The sequence below is a fragment of the Paenibacillus sp. JMULE4 genome, from assembly GCF_013337105.1.
Taxonomy (GTDB): Bacteria; Bacillota; Bacilli; order Paenibacillales; family NBRC-103111; genus Paenibacillus_G; species Paenibacillus_G naphthalenovorans.
Genome location: NZ_SGWF01000010.1, coordinates 503,785 through 523,285, shown reverse-complemented (window position 1 = coordinate 523,285; position 19,501 = coordinate 503,785). Strand labels below are relative to the sequence as shown.

Sequence of the window (19,501 nt, the reverse complement as noted above, 5' to 3'; positions counted from 1 at the left end):
CTATGTGCTTCAGGTGCTGGACATGCTGCTCAAAACGCCGAGTCCAAGCGGCTTCTGCGGGGAGATCATGGACAAGCTTGCCCGGGAAGCCGATAAACTTGGGTATGCGATGGACTTTACCCCCAAAGGCTGCGGCATTATCGAGGTGCAGGGACGCCGTGAGGACCCGGTCATCGGCCTGTCCGGGCACGTCGATACGCTCGGTGCCATGGTGCGATCGATCAAAGGGAACGGCGCTCTGCGTTTGACCTTGATCGGAGGATACATGATGGGGGCCATTGAGAATGAATACTGCCGGGTGCATACCCGTGACGGAAGGACCTACGATGGTACGATCCTGACCCATAAGCCGTCGGTTCACGTCTTTTCGGATGCCCGTGACCTGAAACGGGAAGAAGCCGTCATGGAAGTGCGTCTGGATGAACGTGTAAGCAGTGCGGACGAGGTAAAGGCGCTCGGCATCGCCCCCGGTGACTTTATTTCATTTGATCCGAGAACGCAGTTTAAAACCAACGGATTTATTAAATCGAGGCATCTCGACGATAAAGCGGGGGTGGCTGCGCTGTTCGGGCTGCTTGAGCTCATCAGGCGGGAGTCGGTCGTACCTGCACGCAAGCTGAAGATATTGATCAGCACCTATGAGGAAGTCGGACACGGGGCGGCCTGGATTCCGCAGGATATCGAAGAAATGATTGCCGTCGATATGGGGGCCATCGGCGACGACCTGACCTGTACGGAGTTCGATGTGTCGATCTGCGCCAAGGATTCCTCCGGTCCATACGATTACGCGATGACCACCAGACTGATCGAGTTGGCAAAACGCGATGGACTGAAGCATGCCGTAGACATCTATCCGCATTACGGATCGGACGCTTCCGCAGCGCTTCGAGCTGGCGGCAACATTCGGGCGGCGCTGATCGGACCGGGGGTGCACGCCTCCCACGCGATGGAACGGACGCACGTCGAAGCGATCGTACAGACAACGGCCCTGCTCGCCGCATACGTGACGGAGCCCGCAGAACCGTATTCTATTGCGAAGGAGCGAGGAGCCTCGTGAACATATTGACGGTTGAACATTTATCCAAAAGCTATGGTGAAAAAGTACTTTTTGACGATATGACATTCCAGATCAATGAAAAGGAGCGGATCGGTCTTGTCGGCGTGAACGGCACCGGCAAGTCAACGCTGCTCAAGGTGATGGCCGGACTGGAACCATTGGAGCAGGGCAAGCTGATTCATGCCAATCATTTCCATGTCGAGTATCTGCCGCAAAATCCTTCATTCGATCCGGATTCTACGGTGCTCGAACAAGTGTTTTTCGGTGACACTCCGATCATGCAGGCGCTCCGGGAATATGAACGGGCGCTTGCCGAGCTGCAGCTGGCTCCGGAGGATGAAAAGCGGCAGGCCAAGCTGTTTGCCGCACAGCAGCGAATGGATGCCACAGGAGCATGGGATGCGTCTACAACGGCGAAGACCGTGCTGACCAAGCTCGGTATCCGCGACTTCGGCCAAAAGGTCGGTACGCTTTCCGGAGGACAGCGCAAGCGCGTGGCAATGGCGCGAGTGCTCATCCAACCGGCGGATTTACTTATTCTGGATGAGCCCACCAACCATATCGACCACGAAACGGTGGAATGGCTGGAGGATTTCCTGGCAAAATGGGAGGGAGCATTGCTGCTGGTTACGCATGACAGATATTTTCTGGATCGCGTGACGAACCGGATCTTTGAGCTCGACCGGGGCAAGCTTTACAGCTATGAAGGCAATTATGCATCGTTCCTGGAGAAGAAAGCGGACCGGCTTGAGCGGGAAGCGGCGGAAGAGGATAAGCGTCAAAATCTGCTGCGCCGCGAGTTGGCCTGGCTGCGCCGGGGAGCGAAGGCCAGAACGACGAAGCAAAAGGCGCGTGTGGATCGCGTTATCGAGCTGCGCGACCGCAAAACGGACGGACCGGCGGCGAACCTGGATATTTCGCTCGGCGCAAGCCGTCTCGGCAAAAAAATAATGGAGCTGGAGAACGTCACCAAATCAATCGGAAGCCGGACATTAATCAGGGATTTCAGCTATATCGTGCTTCCGGAAGACCGTATCGGCATTATCGGACCGAATGGCAGCGGGAAGTCGACGTTCTTGAATATGCTGGCCGGGCGTCTGAAACCTGATGAGGGCGCCATCGTCACAGGGACGACGGTGAAGCTGGCGTATTATACGCAGGAGAGCGTGGAAATGGATGAGAAGCAGCGCGCCATCGACTACATCAAGGAGGCGGCGGAGGTCGTACGCACGGCAAGCGGCGACACGGTGACCGCAGCGCAGATGCTTGAGCGCTTCCTGTTTACCCCTGCTCAGCAATGGACGCCGATCGGGAAGCTGTCGGGCGGAGAAAAGCGCAGGCTCTACCTGCTTCGCACATTGATGGGAGAGCCGAACGTGCTGCTGCTGGACGAACCGACCAATGATCTCGATATTCAGACGCTTACGATTCTTGAGGAGTACCTGGAGGATTTTCCCGGTGTTGTCATCACCGTATCCCATGACCGGTATTTTCTGGACCGGACGGCCGATCACTTGTTTGTGTTCGAAGGGGAAGGACGGGTTACCAGGTTTTACGGAAACTACACGGAGTACATGGAGTCCGTCCGGCTGACGAAGCAAGCTGAAGCGGAGAAACGGGAATCGAAGCCGGCCGAGGCTTCTGAAGCTGCCGCCAATGATAAGCGCGAGCCGAACCGTCCCCGGAAGCTTTCTTACAAGGAACAGAAAGAATGGGACGAAATCGAAGGCATTATCGCCGGGCTGGAGGAGCGTTTGGCGCACGTTAGACAGGAAATTGAAAAGGCCGGGAGCGATTACGGCAAGGTGCAGGAGCTGTACCGCGAGGAGCAGGAGCTTACCGTCAAGCTGGAGCAGACCATGGACCGCTGGGCGGAGCTGTCCGAGCTTGTAGAAACGATTGCACGGAACAAATAGACCGAAGCGTAAAAAAACTTACACGTATTGGGAACCGTATGCAACTTGTGCTATAATATAAATTTGGAAGCTGTCATCTTTTAAGGGATACTTCAGTCTATTTGGAAAGTAGGTTTTTTATCATATGATTACCGTTACGAACGTCACCTTGAGATACGGAAAACGAGCTTTATTCGAGGATGTCAACATCAAATTTACACCGGGAAACTGCTATGGCTTAATCGGCGCTAACGGTGCCGGTAAATCGACCTTTTTAAAAATTTTGTCCGGCGAGCTGGAGCCGAATAAAGGCGAAGTAAGCATTACTCCGGGCGAACGGCTGGCCGTGCTGAAGCAGAACCATTTTGAATATGAAGAAGTGGAAGTGCTCAAAACCGTCATTATGGGCCATGCGCGGTTGTTTCAGATTATGGAGGAAAAGGACGCTTTGTACGCCAAGCCCGATTTTTCCGAGGAGGACGGGATGCGCGCCGCGGAGCTGGAAGGCGAGTTTCAGGATCTGGACGGCTGGCAAGCGGAATCCGATGCGGCCGAGCTTTTGATCGGGCTCGGTATTCCCAAAGATCTGCATGATCTGAAAATGAAAGAGCTGGACGGCAATCAGAAAGTACGTGTTTTGCTGGCTCAAGCCCTGTTCGGAAATCCGAACATCCTGCTGCTTGACGAGCCGACGAACCATTTGGATATCGAATCCATCAATTGGCTGGAGAATTTCCTGGCCAAATTCGAAGGGACGGTCATTGTTGTATCCCATGACCGCCATTTTTTGAATCAGGTATGTACGCATATTGCCGACATCGATTTCGGTAAAATCCAGCTTTATGTCGGTAACTACGATTTCTGGTACGAATCGAGTCAGCTTGCCTTGAAGCTTGTCAGAGAGCAGAACAAGAAGACGGAAGAGAAGCGCAAGGAGCTTGAGGAGTTCATTCGTCGTTTTAGCGCAAACGCGTCCAAATCGAAGCAGGCGACCTCCCGTAAGAAAATGCTTGAGAAGCTGCAGCTCGAGGATATTAAACCGTCCACAAGGAAGTACCCGTTCATCAAATTCACGCCGGAGCGTGAAGCGGGCAAGCAGCTGCTTACCGTTGATCGGATCAATAAAACGATCGACGGGCAGCAGGTGTTGAACAATATCAGCTTTACGGTCAATAAAGGCGATAAGATCGCTTTCGTTGGACCGAACGGCATTGCCAAGACCACGCTCTTCCAAATTCTGATGGGCGAAATTGAAGCGGATTCGGGCGAATTCAGCTGGGGCATAACGACTTCGCAAGCGTATTTCCCGAAAGACAACTCCGCTTATTTCGATACGGACTTGAACCTGGTCGATTGGCTGCGCCAATACTCCAAGGAGCAGGATGAATCGTACATCCGCGGGTTCCTTGGACGCATGCTGTTCTCCGGCGAAGAAGCATTAAAGAAGGCGAGCGTGCTGTCCGGGGGCGAGAAGGTGCGCTGCATGCTTTCCAAAATGATGATGAGCGGCGGCAATGTGCTGATTCTGGATGAGCCGACAAACCACTTGGATCTGGAATCTATCACGGCGCTCAACAACGGATTAATCGACTTCGACGGAACGATTCTTTTCGTTTCTCATGACCATCAATTCGTGCAAACCATTGCCAACCGGATTATCGAAATTACTCCGAACGGTTTGATCGACAAGAGCATCACATATGATGAATACTTGGAGAATGAAGAGATCAAGAAGCAGCGTGAAGCGCTGTACGCATAACGGAAACAGGAAAAAGGATGAGCTGCCGCCGATCAAGCGGTGCTCATCCTTCTTTCCCATACGGCTGCGGAGCGCAAGACTAGCTCCCGCCGGTACGGCGCCTTTGGTTGTTTGGCTTTTTATTGTTCTGGCTGCGCATGACCGCATCGCTGCCTGCCCGCTGTTGGGCGTTTGCCCTGGCTTCGTGCTGCCCTTGTTTTTTCTGCGCGAGCTTGTTTTTAATGGCATCAGCCAAGCTGATCTTGCGCGGCTCGTTTATGTTCGTGGAGTCTGACATCTTTCACACCTGCCCTTGTCATATATAGCTACATTCTAATAGATTAGTACACAAGGAAGCAACATGTAAAAAAGATGGGGGAGCAGACGATGCTGCCGGAATGGACCGAGAAGCAACTGTTGAAACGATCGGGCGGTAAAGCGGCGAAGCAGGATATTCGCTTTATCTATTTTTATACGCCACTGTGCGGGACTTGCAAGGTAGGCATGCGCATGCTTGAAGTCATCGCGGCCATGCACCCGGACATTCCTGTCGGCCTCTGCAATATCAACTATGCCCCGGGACTGGCTCACGGTTGGCAAATTGAGAGTGTCCCTTGTCTCGTCCGGATCGAGGACGGAAATCCCGCCGCGCTTCTGTACCGCCTGGGAAGCGTACAAGAGCTTCGCCTGTGGATGCTGGACGAGAGCGGCAAAGTAACCGATCGGTCTTGAAGATTTGAAGATCAATCCAACCTATCATCCTTCAAAAGGAGACGATCCTAAAATATGGAATCATTCGCTTATGAACCGGGCACGCGGGTCAGAGCTTCCTACAAAACCGGCGAATATATCGGTGAAGTGGTGGAGCAGACCTCCAACGCCAAAGCTGCGGTGAAAATTTTAGCTGTAGTCAAACATCCGACACAGGGCGATTTGCACACGAATATGGACCCCGACGTGGCGTTCTTTCATCAGAGGCGTGCGCTTGCATATCAGGAAATCGCGCTGATGCCGTTAAATACGGTTCGGCCTTATAGCGGCCCGGTGCCGGATTACAAAGAGTCACTGCACAGTGCCCTGCAGCGGCAGGAGGAAGAACTGCGGCGGATGATTCGCTGGGCCGAGCGCTGCCTCCATGAATTGGAGCTTTTGAAAGGAGAATATAATTAGGACGGAAGTGTGTCAGCTATGCTGTTTGTAGTCATCGGACTATGGTCGATCGGCCTGCTCCTGATCGTAACCGACCCGAAGCGGCAGACGACACGGTGGATCAGCAGCATCGCATTTACCGGAGGGTCCGGCGGAATGGCCGCCGTCATCGGGGATCAGCTTATACCTTATTTGGCCGGCCGCGGCTGGATGACGGAACTGCTGGCGGAGTTGCTTCCCATCGTGGAGACGGTTTGTTCGCGTATTTGTTACTACGGTTTGCCCTACACGTTCCTGATGTTTGCCGTCGTTTATTATCCGGGTTACTCGTTGTGGACCAAAAGACGCTATATCCCCTGGCTGCTTCTTGTTCCGGTTCTGCTCTCTTTGGCTTTCGAGCCGAAGCCGAACGAGCCTATTCCTTATAGTTACGTGACCCTATGGGCAGCTCCGTATATTTTAACTGGCATTGGGCTGCTTGTGGCAGCCACGCTGAAGGAACGCAATTCATTTCTACGGCGCAGCCGGATGATGACGACGGCGGCAGCGGCGCCTGCATTGTTTTTTGCGCTGTTTACGCTTTATTTGCTGCCGCATTTCTTTGAAACGTACGAATGGTGGCGTTACAATGCCTGGGCCATTGCGTTTACTTTAGCCGTCATCATCGTCTCCAGCTTCCGTTACGGATTTATGGGACTTCAGATCTCTATCCAAAACCAAAAGCTCGATTATACGCTTCGTGCGATCACCTCGGGAACATCCATTCTGAACCATGCGATCAAAAATGATGTGGGCAAAATCAGGCTGTTTGGCGATAAGATCAAATCGGAAGCCGTGTCCGGGCAGGCGGATTCTTCTCGGATCATTCAGGATGTTGAAGTCATTTTACAGGCATCGCAGCATATTTATGACATGATATATCGCATACATGGACAGACCCAAGAAGTAGAGCTTAAGCTTGAGGAGGTTCGTCCGGCGGAACTCATGCGGCAGTGCCTGCGCATGCTGTCGCCGGAGCTTGCGGGCATTGAAGTGATTGAACAATATACGTATAACGGCATCATGTCGGCTGACCGGGTGCTGCTTGCAGAGGTTTGGACGAACGTGCTGACCAATGCGATGGAAGCGATGCCCGGCGGCGGACGGTTAACGGTCAGATTGACGGAAACAAAGCGAAAAATCGTCGCGGAAATCAAGGATACCGGACCAGGCATGGAAAAACATCAGCTAAAACGGGTGTTCGATCCGTTTTACTCTACCAAAAAAGGGAAAAACATGAACTTCGGATTAGGTCTGTCATACTGTTATAATATAGTTCAAAAGCACAAAGGAACGATTAGCATTCACAGCAAACCGGGTCAAGGAACTAGTGTGTTCATGCAGTTTCCGAAACGGAAACCGCTTGCGGCGGAAAGGGAGTTGGGTTAAATGGAGCAGAGCGGGATTCGCGTCGTGATCGTAGAGGACGATCCTGACTGGCTGCGCGGGCTGCAAAGCTACCTGCAAAAGGAACCGGATATCAGGCTGGTCGGTCACGCTTCTTCCGGGAAAGCGGCGGTGGAGCTGCTGGAGAAGACGGAAGCGGACGTTGTTTTAATGGACATTATGATGTCTGATAGTCCGGAAGGGATTTGGGCTGCTGCGGAAATCGTCAAGTGCAGCGGCGCGCGCGTCATTATGCTTTCTTCCATGGAGGATAAGGAATTGATTTTCGACGCGTTCAAAGCCGGGGCCGTGGATTACATGGTCAAATCCAATTTCACCGAAATCCCGCAGGCCATTCGCAGCGCTTATGCCAACCGAAGCGCTATTCACCCCAGCGTAGCCGCACAAATGCGCGAAGAATTCCGGCGCCTCAAGCAGTTGGAAAAGGAGATGCGGGCCAAAGAACTGAAAAATTTGCTTACACCGACTGAAATTCAGGTGCTCGATTTGATCGATAAAGGGCACACCCAGACGCAAATCGCCGACAAATTTGTGATCTCCATACGAACCGTTAAGGTTCATGTCGGCAATATTCTTAAAAAGCTCGGGGGCAAAAGCAGTAAAGAAGCGGCGCAAAAGGCCAAGGATATGGGCATTTTGTAGTCCGTCTCAAGGAAGCGGCTGACGAGGGGAAAAGAGCCCGGAGGAAGCCGTTTTTTCAATTACCTTTTCCGCCCGGTATATGATATAGTAGGTACAGTTTGGATGCAACAACACGGCAAACGGAGGAAAACGCAAGTGATGAGTACAAATGATAAAATTCAAATCGGCATCATCGGTGCCGGAGGAATCGGAAATGTCCATCTTCAAGAGTTCGGTAAAGTTTCCGAAGCGCAGATCGTCGCGGTCACGGACGCTTACCAGCCTATGGCGATCGAACGGGCCAAGCAATACAACATTCCGAAAATTTATAATACATATCAGGAACTGCTGCAGGATTCCAGCATCGATGCGGTAATTATCGCCGTACCGAATGAGTCTCATGCTCCGATAGCTATCGATGCCCTGCAAGCCGGCAAACATGTGCTGCTGGAGAAGCCTATGGCGATTAACGCCGCTTCGGCTAAAGAAATCATGAAGACGTACCTCAAGTCCGGCAAAGTGCTGATGATGTCCCATCAAATGCGTTGGGATTCGTTAAATATGCAGGTGAAAGAGCAAATTGACAAGGGCGCATTGGGAAACATCTACAATGTCAAAGCGGGCTGGATGCGCCGCAAAGGCATTCCAGGCTGGGGCACATGGTTTACCCGGATGCACAAAGCAGGCGGCGGACCGCTGATTGATTTGGGCGTTCATATGCTGGATCTGTCGCTCCATTTCATGGGCAGTCCGAAGCCGGTCTCCGTGTTCGGTACGACTTATGCGGAGTTTGGACCGAAGAAGAGAGGCATCGGCACCTGGGGCAAGCCGGACTGGGACGGCTTCTATGATGTGGAGGACTTGGCTACGGCCTTGATCAAGCTGGACAACGGCAGCACGCAGACACTGGACGTAAGCTGGGCGGCGCACACGACTTTCCAGGATAACGGCCCGTACATTTATTTAATGGGTTCGGAAGGCGGAGCCTCACTGCGCGGCGGCAAGGGCGTACTGCATAGCGAGCTCTTTGACCGTACCGCCGATGTCGAACTGACGGCGCCGCAGGATGACGAAGGTCCAAGAGTCAGGATGAGCCGTCATTTTATTGAATCCATCCGCAATAACCGCGAGCCGATCGCCTCAGCGATGTCAGGGTTAACGAACAGCCTGGTGCTGGAAGCCATCTATGAATCGTCGCGCACGGGCAATGTCATTACTTTGGACTGGAATCTGGATTAATGACTCATGAGTGAACTGATGGAGCTTCATTTACAACTATTCAGCCTGATCGGTACGATTGCGTTTGCCATTTCTGGCGCGGTAGTAGCCATGGAAGAGGAGTACGACATGCTTGGCGTATTCGTTTTGGCTTTTGTGACGGCTTTTGGCGGCGGCGTCGTCCGCAATGTGCTGATCGGAATTCCGGTTACGACGTTATGGAACCAGGGCTTTTTTTTAAAAATCGCGTTATTTGCCGCATTTCTCGTTTTTATCGTGCCTGTAAGCTGGATCCGGCGATGGAAAACCTGGGAGTCGCTTTTCGATGCCATCGGCTTGGCTGCGTTTTCCATTCAGGGCGCTTTGTATGCGACGCAGATGAATGTGCCTCTCAGCGCCGTCATTGTGGCTGCGATGCTGACCGGAATCGGAGGGGGCATCATTCGCGATGTGCTGGCCGGCCGGAAGCCGCTGGTGCTGCGCGATGAGATCTATGCCGTATGGGGCATGCTTGCCGGTCTTGTCATTGGTATGGGATGGTTTCAAGGCTCCTGGCCTTTGTTATTTTTGTTCGCGCTCATTGTCACCTTACGCATGCTTTCGGTGACTTTCAAATGGCGGCTGCCCCGGCGCTCGCTGCGGCTTTCGCCGGAACGATGGGATGATAAGATTTCATAAAGCGTAAAGGAGCTTGGATTCAATATGACTTTGGGCGGATCTTGGACGGAGTGGAAACGTGTGCCTTCCCAAGTGCTTGGAGAGCGCTTGAAGACCGTTCGTTCCTTAAAAGAGCTTGAACATGAAATGTATGAAATTGCAAAAGATAAAGAAACCGGAGAGCATTATTTGCACTATGCTTATCTGCACCGGAATTTCAAAGCCGTCGGGCCGGATTCGGGGCAGGAAGAAGTTTTTCATCAATTGATGCCCCTCACCAGCGATGATGTGCTCGGTCTGTTGTTTGGAGAGCAGCCGTACGATTATCCCAACCATTGGGATAAACCTTTTTTGAGGAATGGACCGGAGGGCGATTATGTTTGGTTTGATCCCTCTTATGCCGCGGAAGAAGAGGAGCATGAGGCGCTGGGACTGGAGATCGCGCAGCAGCTCGCCAAATTCAAGGCGGAGGGGGATCTTTCTGAGGATAGCGTGCGGAAGCTTCTGGACAAGCTGAATAAGGATGACGGAGAAAAAAAGGAATAATGCGCATATTTTCCGGACAGTGATTCATCCTAAGCGTGAGTCGATCAAGACAAGCAACAGGAGGGACGATCGAAGGATGAACATAAGCATAAACCGGAAGCGCCCGTTATTCCTTTTCTCCGCGGCAGTCTGTTTGCTGCTTCTCGGCGCGTGTGCAGGAAACAAGCCCGAGGCCAGCCGTCCTGGAGGAGGCATGGAGGATTACCGCCAGCAGGCGCTCTTCGACCGGGATTCGCGAAACAACGAGGACCCGTCCCTCGGTGTAAAGCAGCGCTGGGTGGATGAGCAGCAGAATCGTAAGGGTACGGAGTACAGCGGACGTGAGCAGCTCGATATGACCAACCCTCATTTGACGAATACGGCCGGTTTCGACCCGCAGTTGGCGGAGAGGGTGAAAAGCTTGCCCGGAATTCAGGAAGCGCAGGTGCTGCTTACCGAAGTGAACGGTTATGTAGCGGTCGTCATGGAAGGCCATAATCCGGATTCAGAAGCTTCGCCCGACATGATGAAATACCGGATTACACCTGCAGGCGGCGTAGGCATATTTGCTTCAGAGCGAGGTCCGAACCAGTATTCCTGGACGGAGAACGGCGGCTTATCGACAAGCTTGTCGGATGAAATCCGAAAGCTGGTGCTGCAGCATGCCCCGACAAATATTGATCAGGTATACGTGTCGGCCAATCCGAATTTCGTGCAGCGGATCCGCCTATACGCCAAAGAGGAGCAAGAGCGCGGCACGTTTACGGATTATATGAACGAGTTTAATACGATGGTTCAATATGTATTTCCAGACGATACGAATACAAGGAAATGACAAAAAACTCCTGTGTCGGGTAATCCAACCGGTAACAGGAGTTTTTAATATCCGAATGGCGATATGTGATCGGCATACATAAAAAACTTTTAATATCAACAGGATGGAAACGGGGTCACTTGACCCACGTTTCTCCCCACTTCTGCACGGCATCCATTACCGGCTCCAACGCTTTTCCCTTTTCCGTCAGCTGATATTCGATTCTTACCGGTGTCTCCGGATAAACATTTCGGCTGATCAGGCCGGCCGCCTCCAGCTCCTTGAACCGCTCTGCAAGCATCCGGTCGCTCATGCCGGGGATCATCTCGGAGATATCCTTGAAACGGCATGGTCCTTCGAGCAGAGCGCGGATAATCAGACCGCTCCAGCGCTTTCCGAGTATTTCGAAAGCGGCTTCGAATTTAGGGCAAAGTTGCTGCCTGGCACATACAGGTTGCGAGTTTTCTGTCATCGTCTTCACCTCTTCTTGGTTCTATTTTAACATAATTAACTTGACAATTGTAAGGTTGTTAAAATATAATCTTAAGCTTTTATGTGCCGGCTTTCTAAAATTTTCTTGAAAAATCATTTCAAGTACAGTATAACTGCGTTAGGCATTAAAATGATAAGATTTTGGGAGGAACGATTACATGTATGGTGCACCGTTATCTGGACAAGCCAAAAAAATGCTGCTGCTCGGTTCGGGCGAGCTGGGGAAAGAGGTAGTGATCGAAGCGCAGCGGCTTGGTGTAGAAACGATTGCCGTGGACCGGTATGCCAATGCTCCGGCGATGCAGGCGGCTCATCGGTCTTATGTTATAAACATGCTGGACGGCGAAGAGCTGCGGCGGGTCATCGAGCAGGAGAAGCCGGATCTGATCGTTCCTGAGATCGAGGCGATCGCGACCCCGACGCTGGTGGATTTGGAACGGGAAGGATACAAGGTTGTGCCAACGGCAACGGCGGCCAGACTCACGATGGACCGCGAAGGAATCCGCAGACTTGCAGCGGAACAGCTTGGCCTGCCTACGGCCAAATTTGCCTTTGCCGACAATTTGGAACAGCTGCGAGCCGCAGTCGCTCAAATCGGCACTCCATGCGTCATTAAACCGATCATGAGCTCCTCGGGGAAAGGACAAAGCATTTGCCGCACTCCGGATGATGTAGAAGCCTCATGGAATGCCGCGATGGAAGGGGGGCGTGCCAAAAAAACGCGTGTCATCGTGGAGGAATTTATCCATTTTGATTCGGAGATTACCCTGCTCACGGTTCGTTCGGTGTCCGGTACGACGTACTGTGCGCCTATAGGGCACATTCAAAAGGATGGCGATTACATCGAATCCTGGCAGCCGCATGCCATGAGCGAAGCGCAGATCCGGGAAGCGCAGCATATAGCAAAATCGATTACCGATGCGCTGGGCGGGGCAGGGATTTATGGTGTCGAGCTGTTCCTGGCTCCGGATCGTGTCTATTTCAGTGAAGTAAGTCCGCGTCCTCACGATACAGGGATGGTTACCATGGTAACGCAGGATTTGTCTGAGTTTGCGCTGCACGTCCGGGCGATTCTCGGTTTTCCTGTTCCGACGATTCGTCTTCTGACGCCAGGAGCCTCCTATACTTTGAAGGCGGATAGGGAGACGGAAACATTCCGGATCGGAGGGCTTGAGGAAGCCCTGGCGGTTCCGAATTCGCAAGTGCGGATATTTGGGAAACCGGAGACAAAGAAAGGCCGCCGTATGGCCGTGGCGCTCAGTTCGGCCGATACCGTTGAACAGGCGCGGAAGCAGGCTAAGGAGTCGGCATCGAGCCTGAGGATCGAATACCAGTGAAGGGCCTTTTCATGTGAATGACAGGGCAGGTCGCTTGACGGAGAGTGTTAAAAAACGATATGATTCATATTGCAAACGGATTGCCGCTTTAATACATAAAGGAAAGAGGTGCTGAAGATGGCATATAATCCTCAAGTCGTTGATGCCAAAATCGTCAGTCACAATTCGAAGAACGGGTTATTCGAAATCGTAGCTCAACTCAAGGACCGGACGGTTTGCCGTCTTATTTACGAACAAGACGTTTCCGGAGGCGCGAAGGTTACTCATATTAACCGTCTGCTCAAAGAGCCTTGCCCGATTTGCCGTAAAGATTATTTGTGCAACTGCATGGGGCGTTTTAAAGAGGATATTTCCTCGCAAGCGTTGAATTTGACAGGCATGCCATAAGTACTTCATGCCGTCCGCAGACCGTTTGCGGCAGCACCCGTACAAACCATTACCGGACTATATAAACCCATGAGCGCATAGGCTTATGGGTTTTAGTTGTCTGAGCCGCCTTGCGCATCAACGAGAAAGGCGGCTTTTCTCTTTGAGACGTCGGTAAAGAGCTTTTTCTTTTAAGAGCAATTATGGTAAAATAGAGGGATAAACAAATCAGGAAGGACGGGGTTCGATGCGAATCGGTGTCGTCTCGGACACACACATGTTCAGAAGGTCCCAATCACTGCCTCAAGATTTGGTAGAAGGTCTTCGGGGAGTGGACATGATCCTTCATACGGGCGACTGGATTGATGAAGAGGTGGTTGATCTCTTCGCAGACCTGGCTCCGATAGACGGCGTTGCCGGTAACAATGACGGACCCGCAATCGTCCGCAGATTCGGCCGCCGAAAGGTGCTGGAGCTGGCGGGTTACCGTGTTGGCTTGATTCATGGCGATGGAGGTCGTTCAACCCCGGATACGGCTTTTCAAGCTTTTTGCGATGCGGATGGTAAGGGGACCGTTGATATTATTCTGTTCGGACATTCGCATACGCCCTATTTGGAAAGAAAAGACGGAATACTACTGTTCAATCCCGGTTCGCCGACCGATAAACGCCGGCAGCCCCGTTATTCCTTTGGCATTCTTCGCCTTGGCGCGGATGTGGAAGCCGAACATCATTATTACGATCATAAATAAAGAAATGAAAGGAAGCGGAACACATGGCACATTGGAAAGAGATTACGACGAACGAGGAATGGAACACCATTTTTGAAGGTACCACTTCGAAGCCGGTTGTGGTGCTGAAGCACAGCACGGCTTGTCCGGTCAGCGCCAACGCTTTGGAGGAATTTGAAGGCTATCTGAGCAAAAACCCGAATACCGATGTCGATTACATCCTTGTCAAAGTGATTGAATCCCGTCCGGTATCCAATCAAATCGCTGAGGATACGGGGATCAAGCATGCGTCTCCGCAAATTTTATATATCAAAAATAAAGAAACGGTCTGGAACACCTCCCATTGGTCTATCACCAAGCAGCATATGAGTGCCGTTCTGAATTAATGCGCACCGAAACAAGCAAAGGAGAGGGATCGAATGAGTGTGAAGCCGTTTTCGTTTTTTTCAGGCGCGTTGTACTCGAGAAAAGTTTGTCATGTCTACCTTCCTGCAAGCTACGAGCAGTCCGAGGAAACGCGGTATCCCGTTATTTATTTGCTTCATGGGCTGAATGGCGATGAAACCAGCTGGATCGTCAAGGGGAATGCGGAAGCTACGCTTGATGATATGATCTCCTCCGGAGCGCTCCGGGAAAGCATCGTCGTGATGATTAGCGACGGTGGATACGGGCACGGAACGTTCTATGTAAACTGGTATGACGGCAGCGGACGGTTCGAGGATTATGTGCTGTACGACGTGATTCCCGCCATCGACCGGGAGTTTCGGACCATCGCTGACCGTACGCAAAGAGCGGTGTGCGGATTATCCATGGGCGGTTACGGCGCTTTCGTGCTCGCGCTGCGAAATCCGGACGTATTCGGTGCGGCAGCCAGCATATCCGGGGCGCTCATGTCTGCGAATTTGATGACCGAGCAAATGCTTCGTTCCGAGGTTGTCCGGATGACCGGTCCGGTGCATGGGCCCTACGTAAAGGAGCTTGACCTGCACGTGCTTGCATCGCGGCGCGTCCGGGAGAAAAATCGGCCGGCGCTGCATTTTAACTGCGGCTTTTCCGATTACTTATATCCTTTGAACTCTGCTTACAAGGCGCTGCTGGATCAGCTTGGATATGAGCATGAGTATATGGAGTTTGAGGGAGATCACAATTGGGACTATTTCGGAGGGCATTTGCCTGAAGCGCTGAGCTTCATCGAACGAAGCTTTCCTTCAACCCAAACCTGATCCTCAAACAGAAAGCCCGCTGCCTGGAACTCTGGCTGGTTCCCAGGCAAGCGGGCCTTTTTTTGTTTTTTTGAGCGAGGTGTGATTCCCGGACCGGGTAGGCCCCTTCGGGTTCTTCTTGATCCAGGGGATGAGATCCATCGGAGAACCGGCGGGATACCGCCCTGAGAAACTTACGCTTTTTTGGCGGGGAGGGCTTCGGATAAACGGTGCATAAACTCCAAGAACTGTTGTCTTTCAGCTTCGCTGAACTGCTCGAACGGTTCGGATAAGGTTTGCGCCCACAACGCTTTGGTTTGGCGAATCACACGTTTGCCTTCCTCCGTCAGCTTCACCCATCTCACGCGGGCATCCGGCTCGCTGCTTTCCCGGTAGGCCAAACCCGCTTATTCGAGACGGTCCACTGCGACATCGTACTGGAGCGAACGTCCAGATGACCGGCCAACTGCCCGATCGTTTAGGCTCCGTTCCGGTAAAGATTTCGCATCAGCAGCCATTGTACACGGGTCAGGGAGGTTTCCTGCTGATCGAACGTTTGGGAGCGTCAATGGCGGTTTATGGTTTGCAAATACATGACAAAATGCTCGAGCGCTTCTTTGGATTCCATCTTTTCACCTCATCTGTATGATATGGCGGAACGAAATCATGCAGCAAGAACGATTCGTCTTGACTTTTCTTTGTTCGAGCTTACATTTTGATATATAATGAGTCTCATAGCAAATTTTACGATTGAGCGGAGGAAAAGCATGAAAGTGGCCATTGCAGGGGGAACAGGCTTTATAGGAAAACACCTGACCCAATATTTTTTAGATAAAAAGACAACCGTCTTACTCATCTCCAGGCAAAAGCACAAATCCGAGCATCCGCTAATCCGCAATATCACATGGGAAGAACTGGAAAAAAGCGTAAAACCTATCGATGGGGTCGATGCGATCGTCAATTTGGCGGGTGAAACCATTAACCAACGGTGGACGCCAAAGGCCAAGGAGCGCATCTTGCAATCGCGGTTGGATTCCGTCGAGCGGGTACGAAGCATCATCGAACGTATGGAAAACAAACCGGTGCTGATCAATGCCTCGGCCGTAGGGATCTATGGCAGCTCGGAAAATGCCAGCTTTACGGAAGACAGCGATCTTAACGTAAATGATTTCCTGTCCAATGTTGCGGATAAATGGGAAGCTGCGGCGGAGTTGATTCCGGATATTCGCGTTGTTCTTCTGCGGATCGGAGTGGTGCTCGCCAAGGACGGAGGGGCATTTCCGAAAATGAGCCTCCCTTTCAAGTTCGGCTTAGGCGGCCGTATCGGCAGCGGCAAGCAGCTGCTGTCCTGGATTCATATTCGTGATCTCGTCCGACTGATCGAATTCTGTATTGAAAAGGAAGACATCGAAGGACCGGTGAATGCCACGGCGCCGCAGCCTGTTACCAATGACGAGTTCGGAAGACAGCTGGCCAAATTCATGAATAAGCCGTATGGATTTCCGCTTCCTTCCTTCGTGTTGAAGCTCATGTTTGGAGAAATGTCGATGCTGCTGCTGGAAGGACAAAGGGTTATTCCGGATGTGGCGATTAACCAAGGGTTTCAATTTCATTTCCCGGTGCTTGAGATGGCGTTAAAGGATCTGTTGGATCCAGAGATCAAGGCGGTGAAGTAAAGGATTATGATTGCTTATGGGAGTACAGAGCTGAAAGAGCTGCGATTTGAGCGGATGGAAGCCCGCATCGAACCGAGAGATGAGCAATGGATCGATGTCGAGGTGCGCTTCCGGTTGGCCGACGGAGCAGTGCCGCCGGAAGGAATTGAAGAGCTCAGCGCATTGCTCATTTGTACGCATGACGGCGAGATCTTTGATATCGTGCCACAGGACGAAGGGCGGGATTGCGAGTTTCGCTTCACGGAATCGGAGAAGCAGCAGCTTAGGTCGTTCTATGAGCGGGAGGTAAGGCATCAGATCGGTTAAGCGGATCGGGGATGAAGGCGTTTGGACCAAGTAAAAAGGGTTGTCATTGAGCTGACAACCCTTTTTTTCATCCTGCATTGGAGAGAAATTCGTGCTCTGCCGCTATTCCTGTTTTTTCTGCAGTGCGGCCCTGAACGCTTCTTCGAGGCTGGAGGTCAGCTCCACATTGTCACTATACTGCTTGGCTAACTGCGCTTGCTGGCGCTTCGCCGCGCGCCCGCCTTTGCTGCCCGATTCGCCAAGCATCTCTATAACGTTGCATGGACGGCACTGGGCATATTTGCCCGCTTTCCCCATATGAATTTCCATCTTTTTGCGGCATTGAGGGCAGCGTTTATTGGATAACGGCACCTCGGCTGCGCGCTTGTAAGAGCATTCCCGGCTGCTGCAAACCAGCATCTTTCCGCGTTTGCCCTTGATCTCCTGGAGCGGGTTGCCGCAATCAGGACAGCGGGAGCTCGTCAAATTGTGAGGCTTGTATTCCGCTGCGCTTGCTTTAACCTGATTCACGATGGCTTGCGTTTGTTTACGGATGCTTTCCATGAAGGCATCGGCGTCGCCTTTTCCTTTGGATATCCGCTCCAGTTCCTGCTCCCATGCGGCAGTAAGCTCATGGGAGCGAAGCTCGGGCACGACAAGCTCGATCAATTGAACGCCTTTGCCGGTAGGCTGCAGCGTGTTCATCCGCCGTTCGATCGTATCGGTCTGCAGAAGCTTCTCTATAATGTCCGCCCGTGTGGCCGGTGTCCCGAGGTTGTGCTTCTCCATGTGCGACAGCAAAGCTGCTTCCGTATAACGGCTTGGCGGTTTGGTCGTCTGCTTCTGTAAGCTCAGCCGGATCTCTTTCAGTTCCAGGCCTTCTTGAAGCGGTGGAAGCGATTGGCGGGAAGAAGTGTCATCCTCCGCAGCATCTTCCACTTCATCGTCAGCAGCCATTGAATCGGCTTCATACAGCGTTTTCCAGCCCGCTTCACGTGTAATCCGGCCCTTGGCATGAAAGCTTTCACCGCCGATATCAACGGTAACGGACGTTTCGTCATACCGGAAGGTAGGGTAAAACAGCGCGATAAACCGGCGTACGATCATATCATAAAGCTTTCGCTCATCTGCGGTCAAGCTTTGCAGCTGCGGGCGCTCGTCGGTAGGGATGATCGCATGGTGGTCGGATACTTTGCTGTCGTCTACTATGCGCTTCGTTACCGGCAGCGGCTTGTTCCCCAGCGGTTTGACCCAGGCAGCGTAAGGCGGTAGCTGCAGCGCCTTAAGCCGATCCGGCAGCGTGGATACCATATCCGATGAAAGGTACCGGGAATCGGTTCTCGGGTAGGTGACCAGCTTGTGCTGCTCGTACAGCCGCTGCAGCACATTCGATGTCTGCTTGGCCGTAAATCCGAATCTCTTGTTCGCATCACGCTGCAGTTCCGTCAAATCGTAAGCGAGCGGATGGGGCTCGGTTTTCTCCGTTACCTTCAACCGGGATATTTTGGCGGAACGAACGGTGTTCAGACGATTCAGCAGCGCGTCGGCCGCCGATTTGTCGAACAGGCGCCCGTCCGGCTGCGATTGGCTTCGCCACACGGCTTGGAATGAGCCGAACTGTGCGCGCAGCATCCAATAATCTTTGGCCTGGAACGCTTTAATCTGCCGTTCGCGATCCATCAGAGCCGCCAGCGTAGGCGTTTGCACCCGTCCGGCGGCCAGCTGTGCGTTATGCTTGCAGGTTAATGCGCGCGTAATATTGAGTCCGATCAGCCAATCGGCTTCCGCGCGGCATACCGCAGAACGGTAGAGCGGATCGTAGGAGGGACCCGGCTTGAGCGAAGCGAATCCTTCGCGGATAGCCTTATCCGTCTGCGACGAGATCCAGAGCCGCTTGAACGGTTTTCTCCAGCGGATCATCTCCATGATCCATCGGGCCACCAATTCGCCCTCGCGCCCTGCGTCTGTAGCAATGATCAGCTCTTTCAGATCGCTGCGGCCGGCCAATTGGGCGATGGCTTTGAATTGAGGCGCCGTCTCCCGAATGACCTTCAGCTTCATGCGCTTCGGAAGCAGCGGAAGATCTTCAAGGTTCCAGCTTTTGTACTTTGGGTCGTATTCCTCCGGCTCGGCAAGCGTGACCAAATGTCCCAATGCCCAAGTGACTACATAGGAGGGACCTTCTATATAGTGCTTATGCTTCTGTGTACAGCCGAGCACACGGGCGATTTCTTTGGCCACGCTCGGCTTCTCCGCAAGAACTAATGATTTCATACATGCTCCTTTCCGTTAT

23 protein-coding genes are annotated in these 19,501 nt (G+C 52.4%); 19 read left to right on the top strand and 4 right to left on the bottom strand.

All coding sequences use genetic code 11. The features are described 5' to 3' along the window. The first annotated feature begins 22 nt into the window (after positions 1–22). From EXW96_RS04820 to EXW96_RS04810, 3 genes are all read left to right on the top strand, one after another. Positions 23–1,057 carry a M42 family metallopeptidase gene (locus EXW96_RS04820; RefSeq protein WP_174350078.1) on the top strand — a complete coding sequence of 345 codons (1,035 nt, stop codon included), beginning with the start codon at positions 23–25 and terminating at the stop codon, positions 1,055–1,057. Further along, positions 1,054–2,973: an ABC-F family ATP-binding cassette domain-containing protein gene (locus tag EXW96_RS04815; protein ID WP_174350007.1), complete on the top strand. Its 1,920-nt coding sequence runs from the start codon at positions 1,054–1,056 to the stop codon at positions 2,971–2,973. The genes EXW96_RS04820 and EXW96_RS04815 overlap by 4 nt, the downstream gene beginning before the upstream one ends. Positions 2,974–3,097: 124 nt before the next feature. Beyond that, the gene (locus EXW96_RS04810) at positions 3,098–4,711 is read left to right on the top strand and encodes an ABC-F family ATP-binding cassette domain-containing protein (RefSeq protein WP_062408714.1); all 1,614 of its coding nucleotides are present in this window, start codon (positions 3,098–3,100) and stop codon (positions 4,709–4,711) included. Between the two features lie 79 nt (positions 4,712–4,790). On the opposite strand, the gene EXW96_RS27260 is transcribed toward EXW96_RS04810, so the two are convergent. Further along, on the bottom strand, positions 4,791–4,988 hold the full coding sequence (locus EXW96_RS27260) for a hypothetical protein (protein WP_074726888.1): 198 nt from the start codon (positions 4,986–4,988) through the stop codon (positions 4,791–4,793). 89 nt (positions 4,989–5,077) lie between these two features. Here EXW96_RS27260 and EXW96_RS04800 point away from each other — a divergent pair, with 89 nt between their 5' ends. The 8 genes from EXW96_RS04800 (at position 5,078) to EXW96_RS04765 (ending at position 11,141) form a co-directional block, all read left to right on the top strand. Next, a complete protein-coding gene (locus tag EXW96_RS04800) occupies positions 5,078–5,422 on the top strand; it encodes a thioredoxin family protein (RefSeq protein ID WP_254611212.1) in 345 nt (114 codons plus the stop codon). Between the two features lie 54 nt (positions 5,423–5,476). Further along, entirely contained in the window at positions 5,477–5,860 is a 384-nt protein-coding gene (gene kapB, locus EXW96_RS04795; protein ID WP_074726889.1) for a kinase-associated lipoprotein KapB, read from the top strand. An 18-nt stretch (positions 5,861–5,878) separates the two neighbouring features. After that, the gene (locus EXW96_RS04790; protein WP_174350006.1) at positions 5,879–7,267 is read left to right on the top strand and encodes a sensor histidine kinase; all 1,389 of its coding nucleotides are present in this window, start codon (positions 5,879–5,881) and stop codon (positions 7,265–7,267) included. Beyond that, positions 7,268–7,927: a response regulator gene (locus tag EXW96_RS04785; protein ID WP_062408710.1), complete on the top strand. Its 660-nt coding sequence runs from the start codon at positions 7,268–7,270 to the stop codon at positions 7,925–7,927. Positions 7,928–8,065: 138 nt separating this feature from the next. After that, on the top strand, positions 8,066–9,145 hold the full coding sequence (locus EXW96_RS04780; RefSeq protein ID WP_174350077.1) for a Gfo/Idh/MocA family protein: 1,080 nt from the start codon (positions 8,066–8,068) through the stop codon (positions 9,143–9,145). A gap of 6 nt (positions 9,146–9,151) precedes the next feature. Then, positions 9,152–9,802, top strand: coding sequence for a trimeric intracellular cation channel family protein (locus EXW96_RS04775; protein ID WP_062408708.1), 651 nt, complete (start codon positions 9,152–9,154; stop codon positions 9,800–9,802). A gap of 24 nt (positions 9,803–9,826) precedes the next feature. Next, positions 9,827–10,327, top strand: a complete 501-nt coding sequence (locus EXW96_RS04770; protein ID WP_174350005.1) for a hypothetical protein — start codon at positions 9,827–9,829, stop codon at positions 10,325–10,327. 76 nt (positions 10,328–10,403) lie between these two features. Beyond that, complete coding sequence (locus tag EXW96_RS04765) at positions 10,404–11,141, top strand: YhcN/YlaJ family sporulation lipoprotein (protein ID WP_054818246.1); 738 nt, start codon at positions 10,404–10,406, stop codon at positions 11,139–11,141. 115 nt (positions 11,142–11,256) lie between these two features. Here the strand turns inward: EXW96_RS04765 and EXW96_RS04760 are convergent, their stop codons facing one another. Continuing rightward, complete coding sequence (locus tag EXW96_RS04760) at positions 11,257–11,592, bottom strand: winged helix-turn-helix transcriptional regulator (protein ID WP_054818247.1); 336 nt, start codon at positions 11,590–11,592, stop codon at positions 11,257–11,259. A 178-nt stretch (positions 11,593–11,770) separates the two neighbouring features. Here EXW96_RS04760 and purT point away from each other — a divergent pair, with 178 nt between their 5' ends. The 5 genes from purT (at position 11,771) to EXW96_RS04735 (ending at position 15,268) form a co-directional block, all read left to right on the top strand. After that, positions 11,771–12,949, top strand: coding sequence for a formate-dependent phosphoribosylglycinamide formyltransferase (gene purT, locus EXW96_RS04755; RefSeq protein ID WP_174350004.1), 1,179 nt, complete (start codon positions 11,771–11,773; stop codon positions 12,947–12,949). Between the two features lie 117 nt (positions 12,950–13,066). Further along, on the top strand, positions 13,067–13,336 hold the full coding sequence (locus tag EXW96_RS04750) for a hypothetical protein (RefSeq protein WP_054818248.1): 270 nt from the start codon (positions 13,067–13,069) through the stop codon (positions 13,334–13,336). Between the two features lie 226 nt (positions 13,337–13,562). After that, positions 13,563–14,066: a metallophosphoesterase family protein gene (locus tag EXW96_RS04745; protein ID WP_174350003.1), complete on the top strand. Its 504-nt coding sequence runs from the start codon at positions 13,563–13,565 to the stop codon at positions 14,064–14,066. Positions 14,067–14,089: 23 nt separating this feature from the next. Then, positions 14,090–14,431 (top strand): bacillithiol system redox-active protein YtxJ, encoded by a 342-nt coding sequence (gene ytxJ, locus EXW96_RS04740; RefSeq protein WP_074726892.1) that lies wholly within the window; start codon positions 14,090–14,092, stop codon positions 14,429–14,431. A 33-nt stretch (positions 14,432–14,464) separates the two neighbouring features. Next, on the top strand, positions 14,465–15,268 hold the full coding sequence (locus EXW96_RS04735) for an alpha/beta hydrolase (RefSeq protein WP_174350002.1): 804 nt from the start codon (positions 14,465–14,467) through the stop codon (positions 15,266–15,268). Positions 15,269–15,441: 173 nt separating this feature from the next. Here the strand turns inward: EXW96_RS04735 and EXW96_RS04730 are convergent, their stop codons facing one another. Continuing rightward, complete coding sequence (locus tag EXW96_RS04730) at positions 15,442–15,648, bottom strand: MarR family winged helix-turn-helix transcriptional regulator (protein ID WP_174350001.1); 207 nt, start codon at positions 15,646–15,648, stop codon at positions 15,442–15,444. A gap of 53 nt (positions 15,649–15,701) precedes the next feature. Here EXW96_RS04730 and EXW96_RS04725 point away from each other — a divergent pair, with 53 nt between their 5' ends. The 3 genes from EXW96_RS04725 to EXW96_RS04715 all read left to right on the top strand — a co-directional run bounded on the left by EXW96_RS04725 (position 15,702) and on the right by EXW96_RS04715 (position 17,229). Beyond that, positions 15,702–15,896, top strand: coding sequence for a hypothetical protein (locus EXW96_RS04725; protein ID WP_174350000.1), 195 nt, complete (start codon positions 15,702–15,704; stop codon positions 15,894–15,896). Between the two features lie 118 nt (positions 15,897–16,014). Further along, positions 16,015–16,923, top strand: coding sequence for a TIGR01777 family oxidoreductase (locus tag EXW96_RS04720; RefSeq protein ID WP_174349999.1), 909 nt, complete (start codon positions 16,015–16,017; stop codon positions 16,921–16,923). 6 nt (positions 16,924–16,929) lie between these two features. Continuing rightward, positions 16,930–17,229: a hypothetical protein gene (locus EXW96_RS04715; protein WP_174349998.1), complete on the top strand. Its 300-nt coding sequence runs from the start codon at positions 16,930–16,932 to the stop codon at positions 17,227–17,229. A gap of 102 nt (positions 17,230–17,331) precedes the next feature. On the opposite strand, the gene EXW96_RS04710 is transcribed toward EXW96_RS04715, so the two are convergent. Further along, positions 17,332–19,482, bottom strand: coding sequence for a DNA topoisomerase III (locus EXW96_RS04710; protein ID WP_174349997.1), 2,151 nt, complete (start codon positions 19,480–19,482; stop codon positions 17,332–17,334). Positions 19,483–19,501 lie beyond the last annotated feature (19 nt).

Coding starts and splice junctions, on each gene's coding strand:
- EXW96_RS04770 (WP_174350005.1), top strand. CDS start 9,827: ATGACTTTGGGCGGATCTTGGACGGAGTGGAAACGTGTGCCTTCCCAA.
- EXW96_RS04820 (WP_174350078.1), top strand. CDS start 23: ATGCTGCTCAAAACGCCGAGTCCAAGCGGCTTCTGCGGGGAGATCATG.
- EXW96_RS04735 (WP_174350002.1), top strand. CDS start 14,465: ATGAGTGTGAAGCCGTTTTCGTTTTTTTCAGGCGCGTTGTACTCGAGA.
- EXW96_RS04715 (WP_174349998.1), top strand. CDS start 16,930: ATGATTGCTTATGGGAGTACAGAGCTGAAAGAGCTGCGATTTGAGCGG.
- EXW96_RS04810 (WP_062408714.1), top strand. CDS start 3,098: ATGATTACCGTTACGAACGTCACCTTGAGATACGGAAAACGAGCTTTA.
- EXW96_RS27260 (WP_074726888.1), bottom strand. CDS start 4,988: ATGTCAGACTCCACGAACATAAACGAGCCGCGCAAGATCAGCTTGGCT.
- EXW96_RS04745 (WP_174350003.1), top strand. CDS start 13,563: ATGCGAATCGGTGTCGTCTCGGACACACACATGTTCAGAAGGTCCCAA.
- EXW96_RS04725 (WP_174350000.1), top strand. CDS start 15,702: ATGACCGGCCAACTGCCCGATCGTTTAGGCTCCGTTCCGGTAAAGATT.
- EXW96_RS04750 (WP_054818248.1), top strand. CDS start 13,067: ATGGCATATAATCCTCAAGTCGTTGATGCCAAAATCGTCAGTCACAAT.
- purT (WP_174350004.1), top strand. CDS start 11,771: ATGTATGGTGCACCGTTATCTGGACAAGCCAAAAAAATGCTGCTGCTC.
- EXW96_RS04775 (WP_062408708.1), top strand. CDS start 9,152: ATGAGTGAACTGATGGAGCTTCATTTACAACTATTCAGCCTGATCGGT.
- EXW96_RS04720 (WP_174349999.1), top strand. CDS start 16,015: ATGAAAGTGGCCATTGCAGGGGGAACAGGCTTTATAGGAAAACACCTG.
- EXW96_RS04710 (WP_174349997.1), bottom strand. CDS start 19,482: ATGAAATCATTAGTTCTTGCGGAGAAGCCGAGCGTGGCCAAAGAAATC.
- ytxJ (WP_074726892.1), top strand. CDS start 14,090: ATGGCACATTGGAAAGAGATTACGACGAACGAGGAATGGAACACCATT.
- EXW96_RS04800 (WP_254611212.1), top strand. CDS start 5,078: ATGCTGCCGGAATGGACCGAGAAGCAACTGTTGAAACGATCGGGCGGT.
- EXW96_RS04765 (WP_054818246.1), top strand. CDS start 10,404: ATGAACATAAGCATAAACCGGAAGCGCCCGTTATTCCTTTTCTCCGCG.
- EXW96_RS04785 (WP_062408710.1), top strand. CDS start 7,268: ATGGAGCAGAGCGGGATTCGCGTCGTGATCGTAGAGGACGATCCTGAC.
- kapB (WP_074726889.1), top strand. CDS start 5,477: ATGGAATCATTCGCTTATGAACCGGGCACGCGGGTCAGAGCTTCCTAC.
- EXW96_RS04760 (WP_054818247.1), bottom strand. CDS start 11,592: ATGACAGAAAACTCGCAACCTGTATGTGCCAGGCAGCAACTTTGCCCT.
- EXW96_RS04790 (WP_174350006.1), top strand. CDS start 5,879: ATGCTGTTTGTAGTCATCGGACTATGGTCGATCGGCCTGCTCCTGATC.
- EXW96_RS04780 (WP_174350077.1), top strand. CDS start 8,066: ATGAGTACAAATGATAAAATTCAAATCGGCATCATCGGTGCCGGAGGA.